Consider the following 202-nt stretch of genomic DNA (forward strand, 5'->3'; position numbering starts at 1 on the left):
TCGTAGCGGTATTCGGTCTTTCGCCACGCCTCCGGCTCGCCCGGGGCGCTGCACAACACCTCCTGCCGGAGGACGTTTCCCGCAGCGTCATAAAAGTACCGCGAAACCGCACGGGCGTCCACTTCAAACGGCGCTTCCTGCCGGATGAGGCGTCCCGCCGCGTCGTAATAAAACAGCGTGGCGTTTCCCTTGGGATCGGTCG

1 protein-coding gene is annotated in these 202 nt (G+C 63.9%); it reads right to left on the reverse strand.

Annotation, left to right across the window (positions count from 1 at the left end):
* On the reverse strand, positions 1 to 202 hold a 202-nt coding region (locus NE609_RS17520; protein WP_256153262.1), incomplete at both ends, for a hypothetical protein.

This window comes from Anaerotruncus sp. DFI.9.16, from assembly GCF_024461615.1.
Taxonomy (GTDB): Bacteria; Bacillota; Clostridia; order Oscillospirales; family Ruminococcaceae; genus Anaerotruncus; species Anaerotruncus massiliensis.